Origin of the sequence: Williamsia sp. 1138, from assembly GCF_002095435.2 — a bacterium.
In the GTDB taxonomy this organism is placed as follows: Bacteria; Actinomycetota; Actinomycetes; order Mycobacteriales; family Mycobacteriaceae; genus Williamsia.
On record NZ_MJEJ02000049.1, the window covers coordinates 170,911 to 196,052 of the forward strand.

The following is a 25,142-nucleotide window of genomic DNA, read 5'->3' on the forward strand; positions in this document are numbered from 1 at the left end:
GGATCGCAAGGGTCGCCCGATTCTGGGATTCGCACCCGCACGGGACATAATCCGATCTGAAAAAGATTGGGTAGAGGTGACTGGAATGTCTTCCACGGATTATGTGCACGAGAACCCGACGTCGCGAGCGCGCTGGGCAATCGGGGTCGGCGACCTGACGCAGGCGGCGGTGTTCGCCGCCCTGATAGCAGCGCTGGGACTGCCGGGCACGATCACCATCGGGCCGAGCGGGGTACCGATCACCCTGCAAACTCTCGGAGTGATGCTTGCCGGAGCCATCCTCGGGTGGCGTAAGGGCGGGCTCGCGGTGATCATTTTCTCGCTGCTGGCCATCGCCGGGCTCCCCATACTGGCCGGCGGGCGCACCGGACTGGTATCTCTGACGTCCCCCACCGCCGGCTTCTTCATCGGCTGGCTTCCGGCTGTCGTCGTGATCGGGATCCTGACGGCGACGATGATGCCGCGGTACCGGGTGCTGCCGGGCATCGTGATCAACATCGTCGGCGGCATGGGGGTCATCTACCTGTTCGGGACGATCGGTCTGTTGCTGCGCACCGACCTGAGTTGGTGGGGAGCGTTGTCGACCAACGGCATCTACGTGGCGGGGGACGTGGCGAAGGCGGTGATCACCGCATTGGTGGCACGCCAGGTCCACCGCGGTTACCCCGGATTGATCAGACCGCTGCGGATACGCCGCAACACCGGTGGTGCATGACTGCCGAGCGTTCACAGTCCGGGGTGGTCTTCGAGAATGTGGGCCACGCCTTCGGGGACAGAACTGTCGTTCGGGACGTGTCCCTGACCCTGACCGAGCGCAGGATCGGCATCGTCGGCTCCAACGGCAGCGGCAAGTCGACGCTGGCGCGGATGGTGAACGGTCTGGTGATTCCGGACCGAGGGTCGGTGTGGGTCAACGGTGTTCCGACCCGGCGCCGGGCACGCGAGGTCCGCAAGATGGTCGGCTTCGTGTTCACCGATCCCGACCGTCAGATCATCATGCCGACCGTCGCCGAGGACGTGGATCTGTCGCTCTCCCGCAGCGAACTGTCTCGCGAGGAACGGGAGCATCGAGTTGCACAGACGCTGAAACGGTTCGGCCTGCACGAGCACGCCGATCGTCCCGCTCATCGCTTGTCGGGCGGGCAGAAGCAACTGCTCGCCCTGGCTTCGGTACTGGTCACCGACCCTGCGGTGATCGTCGCCGACGAACCCACCACTTTGCTCGACCTGCGGAACACGAGCATGTTGCGCAACACCTTCGCGACGATCGACGAGCAACTGATCGTGGTATCCCATGACCTCGAGCTGCTGAGCGATTTCGACCGGGTCATCGTCATCGATGACGGCGCCGTCCACTGCGACGGTCCACCGGGGGTCGCCATCGCCGCCTACCGCGAGTTGATGTCGTGAGTGTCCTGGGGATCTACCGGCCCGGCCGATCCCTCGTTCACCGACTGCCCGCAGGCGTGAAACTCCTGCTACTCGCCGTGACCATCCTCGTGATGGCTCTCCTGGTCACCGGCCCGTTGCGCCTGGCCGTAGCCGCTCTCGCCGTGGCCGGCGTCTACGTACTGGCCGCGATCGGCCCGCGGGTGGCCCTGGAACAGCTGCGACCGCTGGTCTGGGTGGTCGGATTCGTCTTCGTGTTCCAGATCGTCTTCACGGACTGGGCCAGGGCCGTCGTCGTGTGTGGCGTACTCGTGTTGTCGGTTGCCCTTGCCGCCGTGGTGACCCTGACCACGAAGACGACTGCCATGCTCGCTGCACTGACCACAATGCTGAGCCCGCTGTCCCGTATCGGCATGAGGCCGAGTCAGATCGCGCTCGCCATGGCACTGGCCATCCGCGCGATTCCGCTGATGGTCGAGATCATCGCGCTGGTCGACGAGGCCCGCCGCGCGCGTGGACTGCGATTCTCACCTCGTGTCGTGGTGGCTCCCGCGGTGATCGCCACCCTGCACGCCGCGGACGGATTCGCCGAGTCGCTCACCGCGCGCGGGCTCGACTGATCCGGTCTCAGCCGACCGATCGATCACTGTCGCTCCAGTACTGCTTGCGCAGTGACTTCTTGTCCGGCTTACCCAGCGCGGTGAGCGGTAGGGACTCGGCGATGATGATCTGTTTCGGCGACTGCACCGACCCTTTGCGGTCCTTTACCGCGCTCTGGATCTCGGAGATCATCGTCGCGATCGAACCCTCGTCGGTGGGTGCGTCCGACCGCAGCACCACGATCGCCGTCACGGCTTCGCCCCACTTCTCGTCGGGCACCCCGATGACACCGACCTGGGCCACCGAAGGATGTTCGGCGACAACGTCCTCGACCTCCCGGGGGAAGACGTTGAAACCGCCGGTGACGATCATGTCCTTGGTCCGGTCGACGATGAACCAGTAGCCGTCCTCGTCCTCGCGTGCGACGTCACCGGTGCGCAGCCAGCCGTCTTTGAACGTCTCGGCGGTGGCCTCGGGCAGACCCCAGTACCCACCGGCCAGCAAGGGCCCGGCGACACAGATCTCGCCGGGCTCACCCACTGGCACCGGTGTGCCGTCGTCACCGATGAGCGCGGTACGCAAGAATGCCGACGGCCGTCCGCAGCTCGACAACCGCTTGGCATCGTGAGCGCCCTTGGGCAGATAGCTGATCACCATCGGCGCCTCGGACTGGCCGTAATACTGCGCAAAAATCGGCCCGAACCGCTCGATCGCTTCGGCCAGCCGCACGGGATTGATCGCAGACGCCCCGTAGTAGACGGTCTCGAGAGACGAGAGATCGCGAGTACGGGAATCGGGATGGTCCATCAGCGCGTACAGCATCGACGGCACCAGCATCGTCGCGGTGATCTTCTGTTCCTCGATGGTGCGCAGGACCTCCGCCGGGTCGAACTTGGACAGCACCACCATCGAGCCGCCCTTCATCAGGGTTGGCACGAAAAACGCTGCTCCGGCGTGGGAAAGCGGGGTGCACATGAGGAAGCGGGGGTGCTCGGGCCACTCCCACTCCGACAGCTGGATCTGGGTCATGGTCGACATCGCTCGAGCGGTACCGATGACGCCCTTGGGCTTTCCGGTGGTACCGCCGGTATAAGTGATCGACACGACGTGGTCGGGCGGGAGGTCCGCTGCCACCAGCGGCTTCGACTCATACCTGTTCGCCTCAGCGATGACATCGCGACCCACGTCGGCCAGTTCCGCAGGCACCGGCCCCAATGTGAGCACCTGCTTGAGACTGTCGACCCGTTCGAGCAGTGCCACTGCCCGCTCCACGAACATGGGGACGGGATCGATGACCAGTGTGCTGATCTCTGCGTCGGAGAGCACGTACGCGTGGTCGTCGAGCGAGCCCATCGGGTGCAAGGCGCTACGGCGCCAGCCCTGGGTCTGTCCCGCGCCGATCACCAGCAGGACTTCGGGCCGGTTCAGCGCGAGCAATCCGACCGCGCTTCCGGAACCGGCACCAAGCGACTCGAATGCCTGGATGTAACGACTGATCTGCTCGGCCATCTGGCCACCGGTGAGTGTGGTGTCACCGAGAAAGAGCACCGGGTCGTTGTGGTGCCGTTTGAGCGAGGCAACCATCAGGTGTCCGAGGTGGGTACCGCCGCGCAGATGATCGAATTCAGTGGTTGTGTCCGCAGAAACAGTCATGAGGTCAGACTAGAACGTGTTACAGATTTGCGGAAGCCTTCGAGCTCAACGCCCCTATACGAGCCGATGCGGCGGTGTTTGCGACGGTCGACCACGCCCTTGCTGCCTACCTCGAGTCCAAACGCACAGCAATTCAGTCCCCTGATCCGGTCGCCGACCTTCGCGCCGGCTGGGATGCGCACACGGGCTTTGCCCTCGCAAACCCCAACTCGTATCGGCTCATGTTCGGCCCGGGCCTGAAGAAGGAACCATTGGCTGTTCGCGAATCCCATGAATTGCCGGCATCAGTGGTCGACCGAGTGGCCCGAGTCGGGCGCCTTCGCGTCCCCAAGCAGGTTGCCGTCCGCACGATCATGTCGGCGAACACCGGCGTCGCGCTGGCCCTGATCACCCGGCCCGCCATGTACCCCGACGCCGCGATCTCCGCCGAGGTCCGCGACATCACATTCAGCGGAATCCTCACACCCCAGGAAACAACGGCCTCCGACAACGCCTGGCCAAGCGCACTCGCGACGATATCCGCCACCGTCGAAGCCGATCCGCCGAGCGACCTCACCGCAGCCGAACTCGGGCTGTCAATCGAATGGTTGCGCCGCCTCGCACCCAGGCTCTGATCCGTTTCGTCCACAGTTCGAAGGAGTATCAACATATCCGACAACAACATTCGAGAAGCACTCGTCACCGGCGGCTCCGGAGGTATCGGCCGCGTCGTCGCCGAACGCCTGGCCCGCGACGGCATGGCGGTTGCCGTGCACCACGCAGGTGGCGCGATCATCAACTTCTCCACGTCCGTCACAAAACTCGCGTTTCCGGGATATGCGCCCTATGCCGCGAGCAAAGGTGCAGTCGATGCCATCACCCTCGTCCTTGCCCGTGAACTTCGTGGCCGCGACATCACCGTCAATGCGGTGGCACCTGGTCCGACCGCGACCTCTCTATTCCTCGACGGTAAGGACTCCGACACCATCGCGACCCTGGAGAAGGCAACGCCTTTGGAACGTCTCGGACAGCCAGAGGACATCGCCGAATCTGTTGCGTTTCTGGCCGGCCCTGCCCGGTGGGCGAATGGACAGGTCATCTACGTCAACGGTGGCGCAATCTGATCGTTGTTCGGCTTTCCGGTTGACCCGGCCTCCTCCGACGCCGAAGCTGATGAGATGCAGTTCCGCCGCACCACCCGCGAGGATCTCCCACTCATCCAGACCTGGCTAGAGAATCTGCACGTCGCGAGGTTCTGGTTCCACGACACCTCGGACGAGGCCATCGAGCGCGATTTCGCCGGCAGCTTCGACGGAACGGAGGCGTCGGAAGACTTCATCGTCATACACCAGCCGGATCCGATCGGCTTCATCCAGCGATACCGGTTTTCCGACTATCCCGACGATCAGGCCGAAATGGAGACGCTCGTAGAAGTACCCGAAGGCACCCTGTCGATCGACTACTTCATCGGCGAGACGCGTTTCACGGGACACGGACTCGGTACCGCGATGATCAAAGAGATGGTGGACAAGTGCTGGGACGACTTCCCCTCATCCACCACTGTCATCGTCCCCGTCGCGGTGGCGAACCCAGCCTCGTGGCGTGCTCTTCTCGCCGCCGGCTTCACCCAGATCGCGACCGGTTACCTGAAGCCGGACAATCCGATCGATGACGGGCAGCATCACGTCTTCCGCATCGACCGGCCATCGGGACGCTGACCTGGCACGTCTAAACGGACATTTACCTGTGGCAGGCAACCCATTCGAAACACTCGACCCACACCGCTTTTCATCGTCACTGCGACGAAACAAATCGGTTACCGGCTATTCGTAGAGTTCGCAGGTCAGGGCTTGCAGGACAAGTGCAGGACCCACGCCTGAAGGGTAATGAGATAAATGAGTGGTAACAACATCCGACTCGCCGCCATCACCGCTGTCGAGGCGTACATCCCGCCACCCGTAAGCTTCGACATCACGGAGGCGCCGGGCGACGTGTTCGGCGAAAACGTCTTCAACAAGTCCGTGATGATGAAGCGGCTGCCGAAGAACGTCTTCAAATCGGTCATCACGACGATCGAGAAGGGCAGCAAGCTCGATCCCGCCGTCGCCGACGCTGTAGCGTCCGCGATGAAGGATTGGGCCCTGGAGAAGGGTGCCACCCACTACGCTCACGTCTTCTACCCTCTGACCGGCCTCACCGCCGAGAAGCACGACAGCTTCCTCGAACCGGCCAGTGACGGATCGACCATGGCCGAGTTCCAGGGTAAAACCCTGATCCAGGGCGAGCCCGACGCATCGAGTTTCCCCAATGGCGGCCTCCGCAACACTTTCGAGGCCCGCGGTTACACGGGCTGGGACGTGACCAGCCCCGCGTACATACTCGAGAACCCGAACGGCAACACCCTGTGCATCCCGACCGTCTTCGTCTCGATGACCGGCGAAGCACTCGACCACAAGACCCCGATGTTGCGCTCGCAGCAGGCGATGGGCAAGCACGCCGAGCGTGTTCTGAAATTGTTCGGCCACGACAACCCCGGCCACATCGTCGCGTTCTGTGGACCGGAGCAGGAGTACTTCTTGGTCGATCGCCATTTCTTCCTCGCGCGTCCCGACCTGCTCAACGCCGGACGCACCCTGTTCGGCACCAAACCGCCGAAGGGCCAAGAGTTCGACGACCACTACTTCGGTGCCGTCCCCGAGCGTGTGCTCGGGTTCATGATGGACACCGAGCGCGAGCTGTTCAAACTCGGTATTCCCGCGAAGACCCGCCACAACGAGGTCGCGCCAGGACAATTCGAGATCGCGCCGATGTTCGAGCGCGGCAACATCGCGGCCGACCACCAGCAACTCCTGATGACCACCTTCAAGACGGTCGCCAAGAAGCACGGCATGGAATGCCTCTTCCACGAAAAGCCTTTCGAAGGTGTCAACGGTTCCGGTAAGCACGTGAACTTCTCGTTCGGTAACGACAAGTTCGGCAGTTTGCTCGTCCCGGGTGACACCCCGCACGAGAATGCTCAGTTCTTGGTCTTCTGTGCCGCCGTCATCCGCGCAGTGCACCTGCATGCAGGTCTTCTGCGCGTCTCGGTCGCCTCCGCCACGAACGATCATCGGCTCGGCGCCAACGAGGCCCCGCCGGCCATCGTCTCGATCTTCCTCGGAGAGCAGCTCGCAGATGTCTTCGATCAGATCGCGAAAGGCGCTGCAACCTCGTCGAAGGGCAAGGGCACCATGATCATCGGTGTCGACACACTGCCGGTCCTGCCAACCGATCCCGGTGACCGCAACCGGACGAGCTCGTTCGCGTTCACCGGCAACCGCTTCGAGTTCCGCGCACCGGGTTCGATGCAGACCGTCAGCGAGCCGATGGTCGTCCTGAACACGATCATGGCCGACTCGCTGGACTACTGCGCCACTGTTCTCGAGCAAGCGGTCAAGGAGGGCGTCGAGTTCGACACCGCCGTGCAGCACCTTCTCACCGACATCATCACCGAGCACGGCGCGGTCGTGTTCAACGGCGACGGCTACTCCGACACCTGGCCCATCGAGGCCGAGTCCCGGGGCCTGCCCAACCTGAAGACGACGGTGGACGCCCTACCCGAACTCATCACCGAGAAATCGATCGAGCTGTTCTCCAAGTACGGTGTCTTCAACGATCGAGAGATGCACAGCCGCTACGAGATCGGTCTGGAACAGTACTACCTGACCATCGCCGTGGAGGCCAAGCTGACCCTGGAGATCGGGTCGACCCTCGTGATGCCGGCCGCAGTGCGCTATCAGACGGAGATCGCCACCAATGTCACAGCACTGAAGAGTGCCGGACTCGAGCCCGACACCACCCTGCTTGCGATGGTGAGCGAGCCGATGTCGGCGTTGACGAAGGCGTTGGCGACTCTGAAGTCCGCGCTCGGCGAGCACGTCGAAGGAGCCGCGGAGGAAGCACTTTTCGCCCGCGATACCCTCCTACCGGCCATGGCTGCCGTTCGAACTGCAGCAGACGAGCTCGAAGCAATTGTGGCCGACGACCTCTGGCCGCTCCCGACCTACCAGGAGATGCTGTACATCCTGTAGCCACCACCGATGACGATGAATGCCGCCAACGCCCTGCGCTGGCGGCATTCGCCGTTCACCACCCACCCATCTCAACCCGCCGGGGTCAGACAGCGGAATCCGGGCGCTGCCGGTAGGTCTCGAGCAACCGCACCGCCGTCTCCGCATCGTCGACCACAACGACCTCTCGGCCTCCACCGGCCCGATCGACGAGGATGCCTTCGCCCGAGCGCAGGATAAAACCCCTGGCTCCCTTGAGCTCGCCGCGAAATCCCAGCCGATAGCCGTAACCGCCGAAATCTCTCAATGCGCTGACCGTCACGACGCGTGCCGCGACGACATCGGAGACCGAAATGTGGACGCGAGGCCATCGCACCACACTCGTGATACGCAGTCCATCGGAGTCGACGGTGACCCGTATGCCCCGAAACACGAGGAAGACCCCGGCGATGAAGGCCGCCAGGCCAAACATCCACCACTGGGTGGTCAGCACTGCTACCAGCAAGACCCCGAGGGCGCAGATCACCGTCATGGCCAGAAAGAGCCCACCGGAAAGCACTGATCTCGTCCATACCACGCGTTCTGTGGCACCGATCGGCAATGGCGTGGCAAGCGAGGGTTGCGGCGACTGCGCGGCCACAGACCACCGGCGTGTCGCGAGATACGCCGCCACTGCGATCACCACGGCAAGTCCCGCCGCGATCGCAGCCCACCACCCCGGGAATCGAGAGTCCGGCGCATCGAGTCCGCGCTGCACCCCCACCGCGGCCAGGAGCAAGACGTACAGAAATGTGCTGATGCCCGCGGTCCCGGCGACCAGGTACGCGCCCGTGGCCGGCTCGTCCGTCATCCGGATCAGCACCACCGCCAACGCTATGAAGAGTGCGCCGATCGCGGGCACCGCACACAGGACCGCTGTACGCGAGGTGAATCCGTCGGCTTCGCCTCCTGCACCCCAGTGTGTGGCAAGCGGATCAGGCAGTTGCTGCCACCACGCGACGAACAACAACAACCCGGCGAACGTTGCCAGCAGAGGCACCGCGGCCGCGAGCACCACAAGGTGTGCGGTGGGCCGTTCGGATCGTTCCGGGGACTTTCGCATGTCAATATCCTTCCCGAATCATCGTCGCCAGGTCCTTGCCGTCGAGGCCGAGCTTGCGCGCCACCTTGTGTACCGCTGCGATCGCCGCCCTCAGGTCCGCCTCCTCCGGCACGACGGTGTTGGTGACCACAGCGCCACGGCCGCGACGCAACTCCACCAACCCTTGATCACGCAGTTCCTGGTAGCCGTGCAACACGGTGTGGACGTTCACACCGAGGGAGGCCGCCAATTCCCGTGCGCCCGGAAGCCTCTCCCCCGCAACGATTTCGCCGCGGACAATCGACCCACGGACCGCTGCGGCAAGTTGCTCGAACAACGGTTGCGGTAGCAGCGGATCAACTCGTATCAGCACGCCCTCTACGATATAGTTCTACTTGCTGTAGAACAAATATATCAATGTGCAGACTGCCGGGTCAGATCCCGAATGCATCCTCGAGACACGAAACAAGAACTCGTACCGCAGGATTCGATGACGAGGCCCACACGAGCAGCAACAGCGCCCGGTGCGTCACGTCGTCCAGTGGCAGCGCCACCAGAGTTTCCGAGAAGTCCGTGGACATCGACTCGCTCAGGACCGCGACACCCAGGCCGCGGGATGCGAGGTCCGCGACGGCCTCGGCGGACGTGGCCTGGAGCCCGATCGACGGAGTCACGTCAGCGGCGGAGCATGCCTCGTCGAGGGTCGCCCTGATGCCGGTACCGCGGGGCATCGTAATGATGGACTCGCCGTCGAGGTCAGCCACGCGAATCGACGACCTTGCCGACCACACGTGCCCGTGCGGCACCAGGACGCTCAACCCCTCGGCAAGGATGGTCAGCGACTCGAGGCCGACTGGCGCCGAGCCGGTGGCGCCGATCAGCGCGACATCGAGCGAACCGGCGCGGACCTGATCGACCATGTGATCGGACGAATCTTCCTGCAGTGACAGCGTGACACCGGAATGGCGGCGGTGGAACTTCTCCAGGCCTTCGAACAGCGGGGTGATCGTGCATCCGATGACCATGCCGACGGTCAGCCGGCCTCTGATCAGCCCGGCAACGTCGTCGACGGCATGGCCCAGGCAGGCCGCTGCGTCCAGCGCCGCACGAGCGGGACCGAGCGCAGCCTCTCCCGCCGCGGTCAACCGCGCCACCCGACTCGACCGGTCGAACAGCTCGCAGCCGAGTTCGCGCTCGAGCTGCCGAATCTGCGCGCTCACTCCGGATTGGCTGATACGCACCCGCTCTGCCGCGCGGGTGAAGTTTGCCTCTTCGGCGACGGCGATGAAGTACTCGAGCTGCCGGAGTTCCATAAGCAATGATTCTAGTATCTACGACAACAATCTGTTGGACTTCTGGAGGCGGCCGCGGAATGGTTGGGTTCACCCATTCAGACAGCGACAGGAGACACGATGAACAACCGCGAAACCGCCCAGCACCCCGAAGACCTGACCCGGCTGTTCGTCGAGCGCTCGAACGCGGGCGATGCAGAGGGAGTCGCCCTTCTCTACGCCGAAGACGCGGTCATGGCGTATCCCCCGGGGAAGCAGACTGTCGGCCGCGCGGCGATTGCGCAGCTCTGGGCGGAGGTGTTGGCGCACAAGCCACGGTTCGAGGCGGAACAACCGTTGCCGACGCTGATCAGCGGCGACCTCGCCTTGACCTCCACGCCACCCAGGGATGGCGCCGGCGCTCGCGCCCAGGTCGTCCGTCGCCAACCAGACGGAACATGGCTGAGGGTTCTTGATCAACCCGAGTTCGTGACGCCCGAGTAGACAGCAAGGTCCGCCGCCCCGGATGGGACGGCGGACCGTTTGCGATGGACGCAGAAGTGCTAGCTCGGGAAACTCTGCTTCGATTCACCCTTGACCGCGGCGTCGAGCAACGGCACCAGGTTTTCGATGATGTACATCTGGCTGAGCGGGGTGAGGAAGTAGATCGCACCGGACAGGGTCGCATCGGTGAACACAGCGCGCTTTTCTTTGACCGCGTTCAGGTTTGCCACTGTGCCGAACTTCATCAGTTCGTCGAAACCCTCCTGGGTCTCGGTTGCGAACAGGGCCACGTCGGCGTCGATGAGATCGGTGTTCTCGGCCGAGATCAGCGCTTGGCTGTCGGGTTCCGGTACGAACTTCTCGAGCCCCGGCTTCATGACGAACCCGAGGTCGGTGAAGAAGTCGGTGTTGAGGCCGGCCGGATAGGTGTAGAGCGAGCCGTCGTAGGGCGCGCCCTGGGTGAACGTCGACGTCTTGCCCTCGAAGTCCGGGTGCTCCTTGCGCGCCTGTGCGTAGGCGTTCTCCACATCGGTGACGGCCTTGTCGCCCGCGGCGGATCGACCGACCGCGTCGGCGATCAGCCGCGTCTGCGCCTGCCAGTTGGAGAAGTACGATGCCGCGCCCTTGACGCTCCCGACAGTGGGCGCGATCTGTTCGAGCTTGTCGTAATCCTCTTGCGTCATACCGGCATTCGTGCCGATGATCAGGTCGGGATCCAAGCCGGCGATCTTTTCGTACTCGAACCCGTCGGAGACCGAGAGGACCTCGGGCTTGTCGTCACCGAGGAGGTCATGCGCCCACGGCCACGTGGCGTCAGGCTGCTCTCCGTACCATTCGGTGACGGCGACCGGCTGGACCCCGAGCTGAAGCAGGATGTCCTGCTCGGTGTAACCGACGCTGACGACGCGCTTGGGCTCGGACTCGATTGTGGTGGAGCCGAACTCGTGTTCCACGGTGACCGGGAAAGAGTCGGTCGGGCCCGACGCCCCCGAACTCGACGTAGCGGACGAATCGGCGTCGTCAGACGAACACGCCGCCAACAACCCTGCCGACAGCGTCAGCGCGACAACCGCACTGAGCAATCGACCTCGCCGAGTACCGCGCCCGTAACGATTTCGGGACCTGATCATCTTCTCTCCTCTATTTGTGATGCCTTGAGCGCAGGGGCGTGGTGCCGCCCGATGGGGTAAACGACGGGACTGCCCGCGACCGGGTCCAAGCCGACCTGGACATCCATCCCGAACACTTGCGATATCACCTGCGGCGTGACGACGTCAGTGGGCGTTCCGACGGCGACTATCTCGCCCTGGCGCATCGCCACCAGCGTGTCCGCGTAGCGGGCAGCAAGATTGAGATCGTGCAACACCACCACGACGGTGGTGCCGATACTCCGATTCAGGTCGGTGACCAGATCGAGCACCTCGACCTGATGACTCATGTCGAGGAATGTCGTGGGCTCATCGAGCAGCAGGATGTCGGTTTCCTGGGCCAACGTCATCGCGATCCAGACCCGTTGGCGCTGCCCACCGGAGATCTCGTCGACATGCCGGTCCGCGAGGTCCAGTGTGCCCGTCGCAACGAGCGCCGCGGTGACCGCTTCCTCGTCGCGTGCCGTCCAGGTCCGGAACCAGCCCTGGTGCGGATACCGCCCTCTGGCAACAAGATCGGCGACCTTGATCTGGTCGGGCGCGATCGGCGATTGGGGAAGCAATCCGAGGATGGTCGCGACCTCTTTGGTGGGCATACTGTGCACGGCCTTGCCGTCGAGCACCACCTGTCCGAGGCGCGGTGAATGCAACCGAGCCATGGTCCGCAACAGGGTCGACTTCCCGCAGGCGTTCGCGCCGACAATTGCGGTGATCTGTCCCGGTCCGATCGCCAGCGCCAGATCTTTCACGACGTCCCCGGCGCCGTAAGAAATCGTCAACTCTTCGACCCTCAGATCGTGGTCTCTGGTCACCGGAAGTCCTTTCGGGTCACGGCAGTCAATTGGCACCGCCGATCCGGTTCATCCGGATCAACAGCCAGATCAGATACGGCGCGCCGATGATGCCGGTGATCACACCGACGGGCAACGACTGCGACAAGAGATGCTGACCGACCATGTCCGAGATGACCACCAGCAGGGCGCCCACCAACGCCGAAGAGATCAGTCCGCCGCCACTCTTGCCGGTCAGCAGACCGGCGACAGGGCCGGCCATCAGCGCCACGAAGGCGATCGGACCCGCAGCAGCGGTCGCCACCGATGCGAGGAGCACCGACGCCACCACCAGACTCAGACGTGCGGTCTCGACCCGAAGGCCCAGTTCGCGGGCGGACTCGTCGCCGAGTTGTAGCGGTCGGATCCAGCGCGACAGGAGCAGGGTGACGGGAATCAACACCACCAGGCACCAGCCGAGAACGTGCACCTGGGACTCCGATGCATCGCTGAGAGATCCGGTGAGCCACCTCAACGCGACGGAGGCCTCATAGAGTTTCGCCCGAGTGAGAAAATACGCGGTGAGACTGTCCCCCACCGCGGCGACTCCGATGCCGATCAGGATCATCCGGTACCCGGTCACGCCTTGGCTCCAGGCGAGTCCGTATACGAGAGCCGCAGCTCCGAGGCCGCCGACAAGTGCCCACACTGACAACACGAATCCGCTTGCCCCGAACACGAGAATGGCGACGACCGCGCTCGCGCTCGCGCCGTAGGTGACACCGATGATGTCCGGGCTCGCAAGGGGATTGCGTACGAGCTGCTGCAGGATCGTTCCCGCCATACCGAAGGCGAGACCGACCATCACGGCCATGGCCGCGCGGGGTAACCGCAGCTCTCCGACGATGAAAGGTGCCGGCGGGTCTGCACTCAGCCCCAACGCGACCCGCGCCACGTCCGGAAGGGGTATCCACAGATCGCCCAGCGACAGTGACAGGCAGAACGCCGCGGCGAGCAGGACCAGCAGAACCGCCACGGTGCCGTACTCGCGACGTCGTCCCCGGCGGCGAACGAGTCGGACCTCGCGCAACTGACCCTCGCCGAGTTCGACCAACCCGCCCAGGGCCGCGGATGTCCGCGCTTTGTCGGTGGTTGTCACAGTTGCGCCATCCGACTGCGGCGCACCAGGAATATGAACACCGGGGCGCCGACCAGGGCCGTGATGATTCCCACCTCGATCTCACCGGGCCGCGCGATGACACGACCGATGGTGTCCGCAGCGAGGATCAAGATCGCCCCGAGCACAGCGGAATAGGGCAGGATCCATCGATGATCGGCTCCGACGAAGATCCTGGCGACGTGCGGCACAGTCAGTCCCACGAAGCTGATCGGGCCTGCCACTGCGGTCGCCCCGCCACAAAGCAGCACGATGACGAGCGCACCCAGACCCCGAGCGGCGCCGACCCGCTGGCCCAGTCCTCGGGCGACGTCGTCACCGAGGGCCAGGGCATTGAGGAAGCGACCCATCGCCATCGCGAGAATCAACCCGACCACCAAGAAGGGCAGCACCGCGAGCAGCGAGGACATGTCGCGGCCACTCAACGAGCCGACGACCCAGAAGCGGTAGTTGTCGAAGGTCTTGGGGTCGAGCAACAGCAACGCTGTCACCACCGAGGTGAAGGCGGCCGACAATGCGGCACCGGCCAGCGCCAACTTCACCGGCGTGACCCCTTCCCGACCGGACGCCCCGATCGCGTACACGGCGAGCGAAGCCACCGCTGCGCCGAACAGAGCGAACCAGACGTACTGCCCCGCGGCGACCGCACCGAGGTATCCGATCCCGAGCACCACGAACAGGGAGGCACCGCCGTCGACGCCGAGCAGGCCGGGATCTGCAAGTGGATTGCGGGTCAGGCCTTGCATCACTGCGCCACCCGCCCCGAGCGAGACGCCGACCATCAAGCCGATGAGCGTCCGTGGCACCCGCTGATCTCGGACGACGAGGTGATCATTGTTGGTGGGGTCCATGTCGGTGAACGCGTGCCAGACCTCACTGAGAGGTACGGCACGCGAACCCAACGCGATGCTTGCCAGCATGACGATCGCCAGCACCAGTACCAAGATCACGAGGATTGCGGTGTTGCGGCCTATGCGCGCAGAGGGCGGCGCATCGGATGCGCGCGGCGACAACGCGGACAGAACGGACACAAGTGCGCAGCCTAACCTAACTAGCGGCCACGAGGTGCACAGTCCCGATCAAACCGTCGCTCCGGTCAGGCCGATGCCACGATGGCCCCCGCCTGAACGGTGAACCATTGCCGCCAACGATCAGCAGTCCACCCGCGATCGCGAACCAGCATCAGCCAGATCCGCCTCGACGTCAGCGTCCACATACCGTCGACGACATCGTCTGCCGGTTCACTCCCGAGAATGAGCGATGTCGCCCACCGCACTTCTGCCCATCGCGTGTTCTCCCGGACCGCCAACCTCGCGGCCGCCTCCACATCGGTGACGGCGGCCTGGTCGAGGACGTTCTGGATCACGGCGGACCGCTCGTGCGCGGAACAGAGCCAGCGCGCGCCTGCATCGATCCGAATGCGCGTGTCCCCCACCCCCATCTGCTGGTATTCGGGCATGTCCCGCACAGGTATCGCCCTGCCGTCCGACAGCGCATTGTCGATACACGCGTCGAGTAACGACAACTTGGAATCGAACTGCTGATAGACCGTTTGGCGGGTCAGCCCGGAGGCCTCGGCGACCTTCGCCATCGTGGTCGCCGTCCAGCCCTCGTCGATGAACATGCGCTGCGCGGTGTCCACGACGGTTTGCCGGTTTGCCTGTGCTCGGGCTGTCCGCAGTTCGGATGAATACGGGCGGGACATCGCATCACCCTATCCACATTTGGACTTACACGGTGTAAGTTCAAATCTACCGCCGACAGAAAGTGACCGCCATGACCACCACCGACAGGGCCCTACGTATCCCGACCTCCCTCGGCACTCTCCATGTTCGAGTGGTCGGCAGCGGACCCCCAGCCGTTCTGTGGCACAGCATGTTCGTCGACTCGACGAGCTGGGACCGTGTTGCCGGCGAATTGGCCCACCACCGCACCCTGTATCTGGTCGACGCACCATCGGCGGGACGCAGCGACGCACTCGCCCGGGCCACCGACATCGCCGGTTGCGCCGCCGCGGCCACCGATCTGCTCGCCGCCCTCGACGTACCGAGCGTGGACTGGGTCGGCAATGCCTGGGGTGGCCACGTGGGAATGCGGCTCGCGGCAACACCGGACACCGCGATCCGAAGTCTGGTCGCCATCAGCGCGCCGACACATCCCATCGACTCCGGACTGCGCCGCAAGGTTCGAACCCTGGTCCCGCTGTATCGCCTGTTCGGCCCCCGGGGTCTACCTCGCAGGGCGATCGAAGACACCTTGTTCACCGATCACACTCGAGCCAACGATCCGGAAGCGCTTGGTCTGCTGACAGATTCCATGCGCCGGACGTCGAGTGCCGCCATGGTCCGGGCCATCGAGACCGCCATCCTCAATCGAACCGACCTCACGTGGGCGGCGCAGCAGATCACCTGCCCCACGCTCTTCGTGACCACCGACGACCGCGGAGAGTGGACACCGGACCAAGCGCGGGCCGTCGCCGAACGGATGGTCGACGCCCGCGAGGTGACGATCGCGGGCGCGCGGGTCATCCCGGCCATCGAGCAGCCGGTCGAGACCGCCGCGGCCATCACCGCATTCTGGACTGCGCCGGGAGTCCGGACCGACACGGTGTGACCCGTCGTCGACGGCGTCGGCCGTGGCGGTAGCGTTGGTGTTCATGTTGAGCAGCACCATCGAAATCGAGGCCGGTCACGGTGTCGCGGAAGCGTATGTAACCCGCCCGGATGACAGCGCTCGTCCCGGTGTCCTGTTCTACATGGATGCGTTGGGTTTGCGACCGCGCCTGTTCGAGATGGCCGACCGGATCGCCGGGTGGGGATTCGTCGTCATGGTCCCCAATGCGTTCTACAGGCACGGCAGCGCTGAGGAATTGGCCCCACAGGGCGACCTGAGCGACCCCGAGTACCGCGAGCAGTTCATGGGCGGGGCGATGGACCGGATCCGTTCACTCGGATCTGGTCTCGCGACTGCGGATGTCCACCAGTACGTGGATCGTCTCCTCGAACTCCCCGACGTGACCGGCAACGGTATCGGTGTCACCGGCTATTGCATGGGCGCCGGCCTGGCACTGCGCACTGCAGGTTCGCGACCGGATGATGTGAAGGCAGCAGCAGGGTTTCACGGCGGCAATCTGGTCACCGACTCCCCCGACAGCCCGCACGTCGTCGCGACACGCGCCCGCGCTCGCCTCTATCTGGGGCACGCCGACAACGACCGGTCGATGCCGCCGGACAAGATCGAGATCCTCGAGCAGACATTCGACACCGCAGGACTGCTGTACACCTCCGAGGTGTATCCCGGAGCGCCGCATGGGTACACCATGGCCGACACCGCGAGCTATCGGCCCGACGCCGCCGAACGACATTTCGAAACGCTGGAAGGACTGTTCCGCGAGAGCCTGACACCGTGAGAAAACGGATCGCCACGCGCGGAGGTCGCTGACCACTTAGGATTTCGTTTGATCGCGGTCGACCGCGATGTCCGCAAACGATCCCCCGGTGGTGCCAGTGACTGCGTCAGCCCCTACTGTCCCGTCGCGGGGTATCGTCGCGATCCTCCTGATGGTGGTGCCGCTCAGCCAGATTCCGCTCGACATCTATACACCCGCTCTGCCCGACATGGTCGTCGACCTGGATTCGTCGAACGCCATGATGCAGAACACCGTCACCGCGTACATGCTCGGCATGAGCCTCGCCCTCATACCCGTCGGTGTCATCGCGGACGCGTTCGGGCGCAAGAAGGTGCTGCTCAGCTGCCTGGCGATCGTCGTCGTGACGAGTCTCGGATGCGCGCTCGCGGGCAGTGTCCCGGTTCTCCTCGGACTCAGATTCTTGCAGGGTATCGGTGCGTGCGCATGCATGGTGCTTTCGTATGCCGTTGCCGCCGACTGCTTTCGGGGCGGTCGATTGACGTCGATATCCGGTCTGCTCGGCGCCGCGTGGGGTCTGGCTCCTGTTCTCGCGCCCGCCCTCGGCGGGGTTCTGGTGCAGTACATGTCGTGGCGTGCGATCTTCGGGCTGATCGCGGCACTCGCCGGGGTAGTCGGACTGGTGGTCGCTGTGGCGCTGCCTGAGACGCTTGCCATCGAGAACCGCACCCGCATCGACCCGAAAGCGACCGGGTCCGTTCTGGCCGGAGCGCTGCGTAACCGGGTCTTTGTCAGCCTCATCGTGGTGTTCGGGCTGATGGCCGCCGCCCAACTGGTCTTCGGCGTTGTCGGGCCCTTCCTTTATCAGGAGCAATTGAACTTCTCCCCGGCCGCGTACGGACTCGTCGCACTGATCGTCGGTGGCGCAAACCTGGCCGGCGAGCTCGCGTGCAGTGCCCTGGCGACCCGAGTCACCCCACGACGTCTCGCACTCAGCGCGTGGGCGGTGTTCATCGCGGGTGCGCTGGTCCTGGTTGTCTCGGCGGCGACGATCGGACCGAGTACGTGGGCGATCACCCTCGGTGCCTGCCTCGCACTCGCCGGGTGTGGTGTCCTGTGCCCGCAGATGTACGGCCTCGGTCTCGGCCTGTTCTCGCGGAACCTGGGGCTGATCGGCGGAATCGTCAGCGCGGGGTGCTATCTCATCGTCAGTGTCGCGATGGCCACGGCGGGCTTTCTGCCGGAGAACTCGCAGGCACCCCTGGGTTGGCTGTACGTCTGCCTGGGCCTCGGGGCAGGCGTCCTGTTGATGTGGACCGTGTCCGCCCGAAGGTTGGCTGCGGCGGCAGCGTGAAACGTGGGCAGAATGGTTCGCATGCCCACACTCCTGCACATCGACTCATCCGCCGACTCGACATCGTCGACCTCGCGTGACCTCACCGGCCTGTTCGCTCAGACATGGCTGGCCGCCGGCACCGATCGCTCGGTGGTCTACCGCGACCTGCATCGCGATCCTGTGCCTCACCTGTCCGATGCGGGTCTGCACTACGCGCCCCGGCTCCGGACACCCGCCGAGACGCCCAGCCCCGAGGCCGAGGCCCGGCAGCACGAACTCATCGCCGAGGTCGCCGCCGCCGACGTGCTGGTGATCGGAGCACCCATGTACAACTGGTCGATCCCCTCATCCCTCAAGGCGTGGATCGATCACCTCCACGTACTCGGAACGACGGCACCATTCGACACCCCGGACCAGCCGTTCGCGGGCAAGCCGGTGGTCATCGTCTCGTCGCGGGGCCTCACCTACGGGCCGGGTGCGAAAGACGAGGGACTCGACCATACGGTCCCGCCCTTGGTTCAGGTCTTCGGAAAAGCGTTGGGTATGACGGTCGAGGTCGTCACCGCCGATCTCACCCTGGTGGGGCGAATCGCTCCCCTCGCCCCGTTCACCGAGCAGGCCGCCGCCGGTGCCGAGATGACCCGAGCACGTGTGATCGAGCTGGCTCGCTCAGTGAAGTAGTTCGCGGACGGCATCGAGCGTGTCCGCCTCAGCCGGGGTCTTATCGGGCCGATACCTCAGGACCCGTGCGAAGCGCAGCGCCACCTTGCCCGGGTAGCGAGTGCTGACCTGCGCTCCGTCCAGTTCGATCTCGACGACGAGCGACGGGTTCAGGTACACGGTGTGATCATCTCGGTTGCGCTCGTGCTTCGGGAATTCCTCGGTCTGCCAGCGGAGCAGCTCGTCGGTGAGGCCCTTGAAGGTCTTGCCCACCATGATCGGTTCGCCACCGTCGGGGTCGCGGGCACCGAGATGGAGGTTGGACAGATACCCGGTGCGTCTGCCATAGCCCCATTCAGCGCCGAGCACGATCAGATCAAGTGTGTGCTCGGGTTTGACCTTCTGCCAGGCCTTTCCGCGCCGGCCGGCCGCGTAGACCGAGTCGAGTGCCTTGATCATGATCCCCTCGTGTCCGCCTGCCAAGGCGTCATCGAGGTGCATCTCCGTCGCTGCCAGATCCGGCCGCAGCAACGAGGGAATGCGGTGGTCAGGCGCCACCCGGTCCAGCGCCACCAGCCGTTGCGAGAGCGGCTCGTCGAGCAAGTCGACACCGTCGAAGTGAATGCAGTCGAAGAAGTACGGCTGCAGGAGGAGCTCACGCTCCGAGCTCGCGCCGAAGCGACTCATCGTCTCCTGAAAAGGGCGAGGCTTGCCTGAATCGGTCAACGCCAGGGTCTCGCCGTCCAAGACAACGGAATCGCACGGCAGCGCTCGGACGAGCTGGACCAACTCGGGAACGCGTTCGGTGATGTCATTCAGCGTCCTTGTGTAGATGGAGACATCGTCGCCATTGCGGTGCACCTGGATTCGCGCGCCGTCGAGTTTGAACTCGACGCTGACATCCCCTCCGAGCGCGGCGTGGGCGTCGGCGAGTGACGTCGCCGGCGACGCCAGCATCGGACGGACCGGGCGTCCGACTTCGAGCCGGAAGTCCGCCAAGGCGTCGGCTCCGCCGACGATCGCGGCGGAGGCCGTGGCCGGGAGCCGCCCGGACAACATGAAAGCGCGACGGACCACGTCGAGGGGCAGACCGGCGGCCTTGGCTATCGCATCCGTCATCACACCTTCGAGCGCACCATGCCGGATCTCGCCGGTGAGCAACCGGATCAAGAATTCCTGCTCGTCGACGGTGGCCTTCGACATCAGGTCTGCCAGCAACTGTTTGCGCCGCGCCATCGACCCCGCACCCGACGTTTCTGCCAGTGCTGAAAGGATCTGGTCGACCTCGGCGATCGTCCATGCCGGTTCGGCGGCAGCGATGGCCTTGGCACCGGCCAGGGTTCGCCATCCGATCCCGAGTCGACCCTGCAACGTCTCCCCCGCGAGCCACGCCACGACCGGCTCTATATCGGCCGGTTTGGCACCACGGATGAGATCGGCGATGGCTTCTGTCTTCGACTTTCGCGAACGCGTCGCCCCGACGGCCGAACTCGTGATCACGACATCTGCAAGGAGCACCCGTTCACGGTATCGGCCGGGACCGACACCGAGACGATTCCGCCACAATCTCCGCACAAACGGACATCATCGGGCGGTCGTCGTTGCGCGGCACCTAGGGTGGAAACATGGACACCATCGCGGACACGATCGTCGACATCATCCACGCCTCAGGCGTCAAACGGGTCTACGGCCTGCCTGGCGACTCACTCAACGGATTCACGGATGCCCTTCGGCGGGCGGGCACCGTCACGTGGGAACACGTCCGGCACGAGGAGGCCGCGGCGTTCGCAGCGGCAGCCGACGCCGCGCTGACCGGAGAGCTGGCCGTCTGTGCGGGTAGTTGCGGTCCGGGCAACCTGCACCTCATCAACGGCCTGTTCGATGCCAACCGCAGTCGGGTGCCGGTCCTGGCCATCGCCGCGCAGATACCGGCGTCCGAGATCGGGAGCACCTACTTCCAGGAAACCCACCCCGAACACCTTTTTGACGAATGCAGCGTCTACAACGAACTCGTCAGTGTGCCAGAGCAATTACCGCGAGTTCTTGAGATCGCGATGCGCACCGCCATCGAGAAGCGCGGCGTCGCCGTCGTGGTCATACCCGGCGAGATCTTCTTGCAGAAGAGTTCAGGCCGGCGCCCCTCGGCACCGATCCGGCGCATACCCCGCATCACCCGGCCGACGGACGAAGGGCTTCGCGAAGCGGCTGCCGTTCTCAACTCGGCGGAGAAGGTGACCATCCTGGCCGGCGCCGGGGTCGAGGATGCCCACGCGCAGCTGCTGGCCGTCGCCGACACGCTGCAGGCACCGGTTGTCCATGCGTTGCGGGGCAAGGAGTTCATCGAATACGACAATCCCTTCGACGTGGGAATGACGGGCCTACTCGGATTCTCATCGGGCTACCGAGCCATGGAGAAGTGCGACACCCTCCTGATGCTGGGCACGGACTTCCCGTACCAGCAGTTCCTCCCCAGCAAGGCGAAGATTATCCAGGTCGACATCCGGGGCGAGCAGCTCGGGCGGCGTACGCCGATCGACGTCGGGTTGGTCGGCAGCGTCAAGGACACCATCGATGCGTTGCTGCCGCTGCTGACGAGACACTCGGATTCGAGTCATCTGCATAGCTCGGTGGCGCACTATCGCAAGGCCCGGACCGAGCTTGACGGCCTCGCCACCAACGACGGCAACAAACGGCCGATCCATCCCCAATACCTCGCCCGGCTTGTCGACGAAAATGCTTCGGACGACGCTATTTTCATCCCTGACGTGGGTTCACCCGTCGTCTGGGCCGCCCGATACCTGACGATGAACGGACGCCGACGGCTGATCGGGTCGTTCGCACACGGCACGATGGCAAACGCGGTGCCGCACGCCATCGGCGCGCAGACCGCGTTCCCCGATCGGCAGGTCGTCGCGTTCTCCGGTGACGGTGGACTGGCCATGCTGCTCGGCGAGCTGCTGACGATCCGACAGAACAAGTTGCCCGTCAAGATCGTGGTGTTCAACAACTCGTCGCTGAACTTCGTCGAACTCGAGATGAAAGCCGCAGGCATCGTCAACTTCGGCACCGAATTGGACAACCCCGACTTCTCGAAGGTCGCGCAGGCGCTGGGCATCCATGCCGTCCGGGTCGAAGAGCCCGACCAGCTCGAGTCCGCGATCAAGGACGTCCTGGGCCACGACGGTCCGGCCCTCATCGACGTCGTCACCGCTCGTCAGGAGCTGTCGATCCCGCCGACGGTGACCGCCGCTCAGGCAAAGGGATTCACGCTCTACGCATTGCGGACGATCATGTCGGGACGCGGCGACGAACTGATGGATCTGGCCGACACCAACGTCTTTCGCCGACTCTTTGACTGAGCCCCGAAAACCCACAAGTCGCAGCGGGTTCAACCCTGCCAGGGCGGCGCCACACCCCAGCCCCACCGGGGCACCGGGGCGTGCGGGACGGGTGTCGCCCCGGGTTGTGAGTTCTCCATCGCCAGGCGGGTGCCCCACTCGAGATAGCTCACGAAAGCGGCCCGGAATTCCGCGTCGTCCGGCAGCCCGACCTCGTCTGCCGCATCGATCAACAGGGTCACCCACCGCCGGCGCTGTTGCGGCGTGATGGACTTGTCGATGTGGTGGCCGAGCATGTTCTCGTAGCCGCCCCGGTGATCGGTGTAGTCCGTCGGGCCACCGAAGACCTCGCCGAGCCACATCGCGACATGCTGGGCGTGATGCGGATCCATCCCGGCGAACAGAGGTCCGAGCAGATCGTCGGCGGGGACGATCTCGTAGAACCGTACGAACAGTTTTTCCAGAGCCGCCTCACCGCCGGCCCATTCGTAGAGTGTGGGTGGTGCGCTGGTGCCCGCTCCCGCACCGACGACGCTCGTCGGCTCGTAGTGCGACATCTCCTCGATCACGTCGACATACGTCCGGATCTCGGAGAAGAATTCCCGAAACTCAGGGCTCGATCGAAATCCGTCGATGTGACCCTCGAGGGAGTCCCAGCGAATCCTCAAGATGTATCGGTCGGACTCCTCCACGCCACGTGACAGCTCGAAGTCGACACAGTGTGATGAGCTGGCAAGCCACTCCTGGGCGCGGTGGTACGCGTCTTCGAAAGCTGTTGCGGCGGAATCGGGAATGCGATATCGGATGTACTCGACAATCATGGGCAGCGCCTCCTGCACCGAGGATACTGTCCCGAGTCAGTGAGCGGACGCGGATGAGGTGGTCACGTCGACCCCGCTGACCCGGCCCTGCGGCCGCCAGCCCGGCGGGCCGAAGATGAAGCCGAGCTTGTCCTTCAGCGATCGTGATCTGCGGACGTCTGCAGCGATCGCCACATATTCGCGCGTCTCGAGTCGCCAGATGTTGAACGTGTCGACGGGCTTTGTCAGGCCATAGGTCGGGCGCTGCAGCTCCTTCTGGAATGATCCGAAGATTCGATCCCAGATGATCAGGATCCCGCCGTAGTTCTTGTCGAGATAGTCCTGGTCGCGGCCGTGGTGGACCCGGTGATGCGACGGTGTGTTGAAGACGAACTCGAAGGGCCGAGGGAGACGCCCGATGCGTTCGGTGTGAATCCAGAACTGGTAGACGAGGCTGAGCGAGAACGCGAAGAACACCATCCACGGCGGAACTCCGAGCAGCGGCAACGGTAGCCACATGAGGATCTCGCCGCTGTTGTTCCACTTCTGCCGCAGAGCAGTGGAGAAGTTGAAGTATTCGCTGGAGTGATGGGCCTGATGGGTTGCCCAGATCAATCGGACCCGGTGTGCTGTGCGGTGATAGACGTAGAACAACACATCCACCCCGACCAAGGCGATGACCCAGGTGTACCACCGGTCGGCAGGCAACTGCCAGGGCGCCACATAGGCGAACAGCGCTGCGTAGCCGAGCAACGCAAGGCCTTTCCACACCGCCATCGTGGCGATGGAGACCAGTCCCATGGAGATACTGGCCCGGGCATCCGCAGCGCGATAGGCACCCGGCCGTGGTCGCACGGGGTCGCCACCCGGGTCTGCGTTCTCCCGGTGTTCGAGAACCCTGGCGGCCACCGACTCGATGACGAAAAGCAGGACGAAGAAAGGAATGGCCAGCGCGACGGGATCCCGCAGAGGCTGCGGCAATGCGTCGAAAAGCGCCACGACACCGTCCACGCCAACTCCTTCTCGCAGGTCAGCCCCGACCCGCCTTGACTACGTTACACCGTGATCACTTCTGTAACCCAGCGTTGGTACGAGAGCGTACCACCATCGGCCGCCACGCCTTGGCACCATGGACGACGTGAACATTCGCCTGGTTGCCACAGACCTCGACGGGACCCTCCTCAACTCCGCCCGCGCGGTCAGTCCCCGATCGGCTGCTTCCATGGCCGCGGCCGCCGACGCAGGGATCATCGTGGTCTGGGCGACCGCCCGAGCGAAACATTCGGTGCACGCCCTGGCCACCACCTGCGGGTTCCGCGGGATCGCTGTCGCCGCCAACGGCGCGGTTCTCATCGACCTTGCCGACGGCACGCCCAATATCGTTGACATACAAGCACTCACGGCCGACGTCGCCCGGGCCGCGACCGAACGAGTGCGCGAACTCGTCCCCGGCACGGTGTTCGCCACCGTCGGCCCGACGAGGTTCGTCGCCGACCACGGGTATGCCGCCCTGTGTGTGTTCACCGATCACCATCGCGACCCGGCGACGATGGAGCGTTCCGATGCGGCATCGCTCGACGACGAGCCAATCGTGAAGATCGTCGCCAGGCATCCCGACATCGCGAGCGAGGTCCTGTTCCGCCGCGTTCAGGCGGCGGGCATGCCGGAGGTGACGCCGACCCACTCGGGCGCGCCCTATCTCGAGATGGCGGCGCTCGGCGTCTCCAAGGCAACTGCTCTGGCCCGACTGTGTGCTCGCTGGGACATAGACCGCTCCGAGGTCGCGGCGTGCGGCGACGCAATCAACGACCTGCCGATGCTCTCCTGGGCTGGGCAGGCCCTGTGTCCGGCCAACGCCAGTGTCGACGCACTCGCCGTCGCCGACCACGTCTTGCCCAGCAACGACGACGACGGTGTCGCCACGTACCTCGAGTCACTGATCGCAGCCACCGCCGAGGTGGAGCGGCCGGCGGGTCACACCCGATAGTTCCGGGCACCGATCATCGGACATCGGGACCGC

At 64.6% G+C, this 25,142-nt stretch carries 26 protein-coding genes; 14 read left to right on the forward strand and 12 right to left on the reverse strand.

The window, feature by feature from the left end:
- Positions 1-85: 85 nt before the first annotated feature.
- Genes BH683_RS20505 through BH683_RS20515 form a run of 3 tightly spaced genes read left to right on the forward strand, consistent with a single transcriptional unit; the run spans position 86 to position 2,009 of the window.
- Positions 86-715: a biotin transporter BioY gene (locus BH683_RS20505; protein ID WP_084838113.1), complete on the forward strand. Its 630-nt coding sequence runs from the start codon at positions 86-88 to the stop codon at positions 713-715.
- The gene (locus BH683_RS20510) at positions 712-1,410 is read left to right on the forward strand and encodes an ABC transporter ATP-binding protein (RefSeq protein WP_084838114.1); all 699 of its coding nucleotides are present in this window, start codon (positions 712-714) and stop codon (positions 1,408-1,410) included. Before BH683_RS20505 ends, BH683_RS20510 begins: the two co-directional genes overlap by 4 nt.
- Positions 1,407-2,009: an energy-coupling factor transporter transmembrane protein EcfT gene (locus BH683_RS20515; protein ID WP_084838115.1), complete on the forward strand. Its 603-nt coding sequence runs from the start codon at positions 1,407-1,409 to the stop codon at positions 2,007-2,009. The genes BH683_RS20510 and BH683_RS20515 overlap by 4 nt, the downstream gene beginning before the upstream one ends.
- Positions 2,010-2,016: 7 nt before the next feature.
- Here the strand turns inward: BH683_RS20515 and fadD8 are convergent, their stop codons facing one another.
- Positions 2,017-3,642 (reverse strand): fatty-acid--CoA ligase FadD8, encoded by a 1,626-nt coding sequence (fadD8, locus tag BH683_RS20520; protein WP_084838116.1) that lies wholly within the window; start codon positions 3,640-3,642, stop codon positions 2,017-2,019.
- 74 nt (positions 3,643-3,716) lie between these two features.
- Here fadD8 and BH683_RS20525 point away from each other — a divergent pair, with 74 nt between their 5' ends.
- The 4 genes from BH683_RS20525 to BH683_RS20540 all read left to right on the forward strand — a co-directional run bounded on the left by BH683_RS20525 (position 3,717) and on the right by BH683_RS20540 (position 7,691).
- Positions 3,717-4,256: a WHG domain-containing protein gene (locus tag BH683_RS20525; protein WP_084838117.1), complete on the forward strand. Its 540-nt coding sequence runs from the start codon at positions 3,717-3,719 to the stop codon at positions 4,254-4,256.
- Positions 4,257-4,289: 33 nt separating this feature from the next.
- On the forward strand, positions 4,290-4,745 hold the full coding sequence (locus BH683_RS20530; protein WP_084838118.1) for an SDR family oxidoreductase: 456 nt from the start codon (positions 4,290-4,292) through the stop codon (positions 4,743-4,745).
- Between the two features lie 54 nt (positions 4,746-4,799).
- Positions 4,800-5,339 carry a GNAT family N-acetyltransferase gene (locus tag BH683_RS20535; protein ID WP_084838217.1) on the forward strand — a complete coding sequence of 180 codons (540 nt, stop codon included), beginning with the start codon at positions 4,800-4,802 and terminating at the stop codon, positions 5,337-5,339.
- A 177-nt stretch (positions 5,340-5,516) separates the two neighbouring features.
- Positions 5,517-7,691 carry a glutamine synthetase III gene (locus BH683_RS20540; RefSeq protein WP_084838119.1) on the forward strand — a complete coding sequence of 725 codons (2,175 nt, stop codon included), beginning with the start codon at positions 5,517-5,519 and terminating at the stop codon, positions 7,689-7,691.
- Between the two features lie 85 nt (positions 7,692-7,776).
- Here the strand turns inward: BH683_RS20540 and BH683_RS20545 are convergent, their stop codons facing one another.
- The 3 genes from BH683_RS20545 to BH683_RS20555 form a co-directional block, all read right to left on the reverse strand.
- On the reverse strand, positions 7,777-8,772 hold the full coding sequence (locus BH683_RS20545; RefSeq protein ID WP_084838120.1) for a DUF1648 domain-containing protein: 996 nt from the start codon (positions 8,770-8,772) through the stop codon (positions 7,777-7,779).
- A 1-nt stretch (position 8,773) separates the two neighbouring features.
- Positions 8,774-9,124, reverse strand: a complete 351-nt coding sequence (locus BH683_RS20550; protein ID WP_084838121.1) for a GntR family transcriptional regulator — start codon at positions 9,122-9,124, stop codon at positions 8,774-8,776.
- 61 nt (positions 9,125-9,185) lie between these two features.
- Complete coding sequence (locus BH683_RS20555) at positions 9,186-10,064, reverse strand: LysR substrate-binding domain-containing protein (protein WP_084838122.1); 879 nt, start codon at positions 10,062-10,064, stop codon at positions 9,186-9,188.
- A 99-nt stretch (positions 10,065-10,163) separates the two neighbouring features.
- Here BH683_RS20555 and BH683_RS20560 point away from each other — a divergent pair, with 99 nt between their 5' ends.
- Entirely contained in the window at positions 10,164-10,526 is a 363-nt protein-coding gene (locus tag BH683_RS20560; RefSeq protein ID WP_084838123.1) for a nuclear transport factor 2 family protein, read from the forward strand.
- Between the two features lie 59 nt (positions 10,527-10,585).
- Here the strand turns inward: BH683_RS20560 and BH683_RS20565 are convergent, their stop codons facing one another.
- The 5 genes from BH683_RS20565 to BH683_RS20585 form a co-directional block, all read right to left on the reverse strand.
- Positions 10,586-11,656, reverse strand: a complete 1,071-nt coding sequence (locus BH683_RS20565; protein ID WP_084838124.1) for an ABC transporter substrate-binding protein — start codon at positions 11,654-11,656, stop codon at positions 10,586-10,588.
- Positions 11,653-12,486, reverse strand: coding sequence for an ABC transporter ATP-binding protein (locus tag BH683_RS20570; RefSeq protein WP_084838125.1), 834 nt, complete (start codon positions 12,484-12,486; stop codon positions 11,653-11,655). Before BH683_RS20570 ends, BH683_RS20565 begins: the two co-directional genes overlap by 4 nt.
- 25 nt (positions 12,487-12,511) lie before the next feature.
- Complete coding sequence (locus tag BH683_RS20575; RefSeq protein ID WP_246833495.1) at positions 12,512-13,603, reverse strand: iron chelate uptake ABC transporter family permease subunit; 1,092 nt, start codon at positions 13,601-13,603, stop codon at positions 12,512-12,514.
- The gene (locus BH683_RS20580; protein WP_246833496.1) at positions 13,600-14,652 is read right to left on the reverse strand and encodes an iron chelate uptake ABC transporter family permease subunit; all 1,053 of its coding nucleotides are present in this window, start codon (positions 14,650-14,652) and stop codon (positions 13,600-13,602) included. The genes BH683_RS20575 and BH683_RS20580 overlap by 4 nt, the downstream gene beginning before the upstream one ends.
- A 65-nt stretch (positions 14,653-14,717) precedes the next feature.
- The gene (locus BH683_RS20585; RefSeq protein ID WP_084838126.1) at positions 14,718-15,326 is read right to left on the reverse strand and encodes a TetR/AcrR family transcriptional regulator; all 609 of its coding nucleotides are present in this window, start codon (positions 15,324-15,326) and stop codon (positions 14,718-14,720) included.
- Between the two features lie 71 nt (positions 15,327-15,397).
- Here BH683_RS20585 and BH683_RS20590 point away from each other — a divergent pair, with 71 nt between their 5' ends.
- From BH683_RS20590 to BH683_RS20605, 4 genes are all read left to right on the forward strand, one after another.
- Positions 15,398-16,234: an alpha/beta hydrolase gene (locus BH683_RS20590; RefSeq protein WP_246833497.1), complete on the forward strand. Its 837-nt coding sequence runs from the start codon at positions 15,398-15,400 to the stop codon at positions 16,232-16,234.
- Between the two features lie 43 nt (positions 16,235-16,277).
- The gene (locus tag BH683_RS20595; protein WP_084838221.1) at positions 16,278-17,030 is read left to right on the forward strand and encodes a dienelactone hydrolase family protein; all 753 of its coding nucleotides are present in this window, start codon (positions 16,278-16,280) and stop codon (positions 17,028-17,030) included.
- Between the two features lie 97 nt (positions 17,031-17,127).
- The gene (locus tag BH683_RS20600; RefSeq protein WP_246833498.1) at positions 17,128-18,342 is read left to right on the forward strand and encodes a multidrug effflux MFS transporter; all 1,215 of its coding nucleotides are present in this window, start codon (positions 17,128-17,130) and stop codon (positions 18,340-18,342) included.
- 21 nt (positions 18,343-18,363) lie between these two features.
- Positions 18,364-19,005 carry an NAD(P)H-dependent oxidoreductase gene (locus tag BH683_RS20605; protein WP_084838223.1) on the forward strand — a complete coding sequence of 214 codons (642 nt, stop codon included), beginning with the start codon at positions 18,364-18,366 and terminating at the stop codon, positions 19,003-19,005.
- On the opposite strand, the gene BH683_RS20610 is transcribed toward BH683_RS20605, so the two are convergent.
- The gene (locus BH683_RS20610) at positions 18,994-20,502 is read right to left on the reverse strand and encodes an ATP-dependent DNA ligase (protein WP_084838222.1); all 1,509 of its coding nucleotides are present in this window, start codon (positions 20,500-20,502) and stop codon (positions 18,994-18,996) included. The two genes, BH683_RS20605 and BH683_RS20610, sit on opposite strands and share 12 nt — an antisense overlap.
- A 107-nt stretch (positions 20,503-20,609) precedes the next feature.
- Between BH683_RS20610 and poxB the strand changes: the two genes are divergently transcribed.
- Positions 20,610-22,343: a ubiquinone-dependent pyruvate dehydrogenase gene (poxB, locus tag BH683_RS20615; protein ID WP_084838128.1), complete on the forward strand. Its 1,734-nt coding sequence runs from the start codon at positions 20,610-20,612 to the stop codon at positions 22,341-22,343.
- Positions 22,344-22,372: 29 nt separating this feature from the next.
- Here the strand turns inward: poxB and BH683_RS20620 are convergent, their stop codons facing one another.
- Positions 22,373-23,143, reverse strand: coding sequence for an antibiotic biosynthesis monooxygenase (locus BH683_RS20620; RefSeq protein WP_084838224.1), 771 nt, complete (start codon positions 23,141-23,143; stop codon positions 22,373-22,375).
- 36 nt (positions 23,144-23,179) lie between these two features.
- Positions 23,180-24,133 (reverse strand): sterol desaturase family protein, encoded by a 954-nt coding sequence (locus BH683_RS20625; RefSeq protein WP_084838129.1) that lies wholly within the window; start codon positions 24,131-24,133, stop codon positions 23,180-23,182.
- Positions 24,134-24,260: 127 nt separating this feature from the next.
- Here BH683_RS20625 and BH683_RS20630 point away from each other — a divergent pair, with 127 nt between their 5' ends.
- Complete coding sequence (locus BH683_RS20630) at positions 24,261-25,109, forward strand: HAD family hydrolase (RefSeq protein ID WP_246833499.1); 849 nt, start codon at positions 24,261-24,263, stop codon at positions 25,107-25,109.
- Positions 25,110-25,142: the final 33 nt, after the last annotated feature.